This is a genomic window from Fundicoccus sp. Sow4_D5, from assembly GCF_052116365.1.
Classification (GTDB): Bacteria; Bacillota; Bacilli; order Lactobacillales; family Aerococcaceae; genus Fundicoccus.
The window spans coordinates 1-4,447 of record NZ_JBQKLF010000020.1 but is presented as its reverse complement, the minus strand read 5'-3'; the positions used below and the strand labels follow the sequence as shown (position 1 = coordinate 4,447).

The 4,447-nt window shown below is 42.6% G+C and carries 3 protein-coding genes; 1 reads left to right on the top strand and 2 read right to left on the bottom strand.

The features are described 5' to 3' along the window. Positions 1-801: 801 nt before the first annotated feature. Together proS and lepB are read right to left on the bottom strand one after the other, a co-directional pair. Positions 802-2,262: a proline--tRNA ligase gene (proS, locus tag ACTQ45_RS13490; RefSeq protein WP_441764031.1), complete on the bottom strand. Its 1,461-nt coding sequence runs from the start codon at positions 2,260-2,262 to the stop codon at positions 802-804. A gap of 301 nt (positions 2,263-2,563) precedes the next feature. Beyond that, positions 2,564-3,148, bottom strand: a complete 585-nt coding sequence (gene lepB, locus ACTQ45_RS13485; RefSeq protein ID WP_441764030.1) for a signal peptidase I — start codon at positions 3,146-3,148, stop codon at positions 2,564-2,566. Between the two features lie 505 nt (positions 3,149-3,653). Here lepB and ACTQ45_RS13480 point away from each other — a divergent pair. Continuing rightward, positions 3,654-4,178 carry an NADPH-dependent FMN reductase gene (locus tag ACTQ45_RS13480; RefSeq protein ID WP_441750965.1) on the top strand — a complete coding sequence of 175 codons (525 nt, stop codon included), beginning with the start codon at positions 3,654-3,656 and terminating at the stop codon, positions 4,176-4,178. Positions 4,179-4,447: the final 269 nt, after the last annotated feature.

Here is a 4,447-nt window from a genome sequence, read left to right as displayed (position 1 = left end):
GAGGATTCATCAAGAAATTCACCAGAATTCCAGACAGTTCCATCAAGTTTCCCCCAAAAACCTTTCCAATTGTCCCACTCAGACTTTGAGTGGGCACGTTAAAGGTTTAATTGTTCCACTCAAATCGTGAGTGGGACAATTAAAACTAAAACATCACCTAAAAGGTGTGATATCAGGAGGATTCATCAAGAAATTCACCAGAATTCCAGACAGTTCCATCAAGTTTCCCCCAAAAACCTTTCCAATTGTCCCACTCAGACTTTGAGTGGGCACGTTAAAGGTTTAATGGTTCCACTCAAATCGTGAGTGGGACAATTAGACCTAAAACATCACCTAAAAGGTGTCGTGTCAGCCAGCAACATAAACAAACTCCCAGAAAAACTCAACCATTCCCATCAAGTTTCCCCCAAAACCATCCTAATTGTCCCACTCAGACTTTGAGTGGGCACGTTAAAGGTTTAATTGTTCCACTCAAATCGTGAGTGGGACAATTAAAACTAAAATATCACCTAAAAGGTGTAGTGTCAGCCACCAACATAAACAAACTCCCAGAAAAACTCAACGATTCCCCCACATTTCACTAAATTCCATTCTAATTGTTCCAGTCAACTCTCGAGTAATCACTTTAGATCGGAGGTCTAGCCGAACACAATGAGCCGCCCCTATTCTTTCACTTCCTTCAAGAGTTTTCTTATCCGCCCTCCCCAAGTAACCCAACACAAAAAGCCGCCCCCGCAGCCGCCCACTTTAGTGGGGGCCACAGGAGCAGCTTGTTTTTTAAAGTCCTATTTTGTCCGGAATCTAGTAAGCTCTTGCTAACCAAACGGTATGTTTAGCTGGTTCGCCAGTCACGATACAGGTTGTTTTAGCTTCATATTGACCTTCGAAAGGCAGGTTGCGGGTTGTAAAGCCAGTGACTTCTTTGATTTTCGCTTCCGTTTCCTCAGTGCCATCCCAACCAGCTAGCACCCAGCCAGCCACTTCATCTGCTTCGCGTTTAGCTTCAATGTGAGCAGCTAACTCGTCTAAAGTATTGATATCAGTGTAAATGTGCGATTGATTCATCGCAACAGCTGTTTCAAATAGACGTGTTTGCATGGCTGCTAATTCAGCGTTAACAACGTCAACTAATGGCGCGTCAGCTAGAGAAATAAATTGTTTCTCGCCGCCGTCACGGGCTTTCATGACCACTTGGTTGTTCTCGATGTCACGAGGACCCACTTCGATACGTAGAGGCACGCCACGTAATTCCCACTCATTGAATTTGTAGCCTGGAGAGTTGTCACTATCGTCAACCACTGTACGAATACCTGCAGCTTTTAATTCTGCATATAATTCGTCAACTTTTTCCATGACAACGTCTAATTTTTTCTTAGGTCCAACTGGAATAATCACGACTTGTTGTGGCGCAACTTTTGGCGGCATAATCAAGCCTGAGTCGTCACCGTGAGTCATAATCATCGCACCGATCAAGCGTGTTGACACACCCCAAGAGGTTGTAAAGGCATGAACGTGTTTGTTTTCTTTGTTCAAGTACGTGATGTCGAAAGCTTCCGCAAACTTCGTTCCCATATAATGAGAAGTACCTGCTTGAACCGCTTTACCATCTTGCATCATTGACTCGATTGAGTAAGTACGCTCAGCACCTGCAAAACGTTCGCTTGGCGTTTTTTCACCGCTGAAGACAGGAACTGCTAATAAATCTTCCACAACTTCCTTATAGACTTGTAACATACGCATGGTCCGTGCGGTGGCTTCTTGGGCTGTCGCATGCGCCGTGTGACCTTCTTGCCACAAGAATTCTGACGTACGTAAGAAAGGTAAAGTACGTTTTTCCCAACGGAAAACGTTCGCCCATTGGTTTAATTCCAATGGTAAATCACGGTATGACTGGATCCATTTAGAATAAGCGTCACCGATCATCGTTTCAGAAGTTGGACGTAGCGCCAAACGCTCTTCCAATTGCTCGCCGGCTGCTTCCGTTACCCAAGGCAATTCAGGACTGAAACCTTCGATATGATCTTTCTCTTTATTGAAGAAAGATTCAGGAATTAACATTGGGAAGTAAGCATTACGAATGCCCTCTTCTTTAAAACGGCGGTTAAATTCCGCTTGAATATGTTCCCAAATTTCATAACCATTTGGCTTGAAAATCATACAACCACGCACTGGCGAATAATCCATTAAATCCGCTTGTTGAATCGTTTGAATATACCATTTTGAAAAATCTTCTTTTCTTGTTACCACAATCGTTTCCTCCATTTTATAAAAAAATACAACTGTTCCACATCCTATTATTAAAGGACGAAGAACAGTTGCTACAATCTCCGCGGTACCACCTTGTTTGTCCGCCCGCTTGGGGCCGACCAGCTCGCTAGCCGATAAGGAGGCTACCCAACACTTCAGTAGTAGGTTCAATCATGAAGCGGGCGAGCTGCTTTCAGCCAAGGCAGCCTCTCTAAACGCCATTCATCATTTACTAGTCTATTCGCTCTAATTATAGATGCTTACTCAAGCTTTTGCAATGGACAAAATAGAACAAACCGCCTGATGGCGAAAAAATCTATCGAAGCACAATTTCCGAGCCGTCCGCTGACAACTCATATTTATCCAATAAGCCGAATTCAGAAAATGGCCAATAGATGAAGTCGGCTTCACCCATCACATCGTCTGTCTCAATAAAACCAAAACGACGACCATCTAGGGAATTACGACGGTTATCTCCCATCACGAAAAACGATCCTTCTGGTACAGTCGTCTCGCCTGTAATGTCTTCTAATGTAAAGTCATAAGTGAATTTACCATCGAACTCATTGGCTTTTTCTTGTAAATAGGGTTCTTCAACCGCTTGCCCGTTGATCAACAATTGGTCATTTTCATAAGCAATCGTATCACCTGCTACACCAATCACACGTTTAACGTACAGCTTGTCTTCATTATCGGGTGCTGGGAAAATCACCACATCAAAGCGGTCGATCTCGTTTAATTTTAACATCCATAAGCGTTCGCCACTTTTAAGGGTAGCCTCCATGGATGCCCCATCTACGATAAAAGGCTCGGCGATATATTTATAAACGCCCATCATCACTAAGAACATGACTGCGAACAGAAGCAATGTACTGACAATCTCTTTTAGTATAAATTTCATATATGTTTGCGCCTCTAATCTGATTTGATTTAATAATATTATTTTAACCAATTAAAGTGCCTGACGCAAGTTATCACAAGCTTTATTGAATATTGTTTGGCGGGCAGATATCTCGAATTAGAAATACTTGTTGACAAATCCTCTTGGAGGACTTACACTTAATCCAACGAGTATTTGAGCGTTTTTTATTTGTTTAGATTCATCTCGAATTAATTTGATTTAAATTCGGAATACTCTTGACATTACTTACTCGCTCGTTTATAGTTAATCTAATGAGTGTTTGATTGAGCGTTTTGGAAGCACTGCGCCTGTATTTTTTTACGGCGTTAGTTCGAATTCGAGTGGTTTAAAACCGTTGTAAATGCTTGGTGACTCATATCGTTCGTACATCAAAGGCTTACACCTAGCGTATAGTAGCGCTATTTTGGAAGGATGTTTGTCTGTGTTATCAATAGTAAAAAAATTCTTTAAACAAAATAAAGAAGAGAAAAAGGAGAATATTTCTATGAAATTCGGTATTATTTTAGGTTCAACTCGTGAAGGTCGCGTTAGTCCACAGGTCGGTGACTATATCCAGTCGGTTGCAGCAAAGCGTGAAGGTCACACATTCGAGATCGTTGATATTGCAGATTACAACCTGCCTTTCTTAGGAACTGGCGAAGCTAATCCAGCTTGGAATGCGAAAATTGACGAATTAGATGGTTACATCTTCATCGTTCAAGAGTACAACCACGGCTTGTCAGCAGCTTTGAAAAACGCATTAGACAGCGCGCGTAACGAGTGGTTCGACAAAGCAGCCGGAATTGTTTCTTACGGTTCAGGTGGCGGAATCCGTGCAGCTGAGCAAGTACGTTTGGTGTTAGGTGAGCAATATGTTGCTGACGTGCGTACTAACCCAGCTTTCAACTTGTTCACTGACTTCGAGAACTTCTCAACTTTCAAACCAGGCGCCCATATGGAAGCTGGCGTTAACGACATGTTAGACGAGTTAATCAAATGGTCAGAAGCTTTCCTATCCTTACGTAAATAATTTTACAGTCGATATGCGGCCACCTGTGATGGGTGGCTGTTTTTGCGCTTAGGGTTTGGTGGGCCTACTTGGATAGATGAGGCGTGTTTGAATTTTGGGGGAATCCTGCCGACCTTGGCGAAGGGGCGGCTCTATCTAGGCGAGAGACTGACGACTCTTAAATTGGACCCTTAGTCAAGGACATTTTTCAAAACGGCCTCTCTTTTTTAAAAACCTCCCTTTTATAAGGTTTAACCTTCAATTTACATTGCACTTTCATTCACATCACA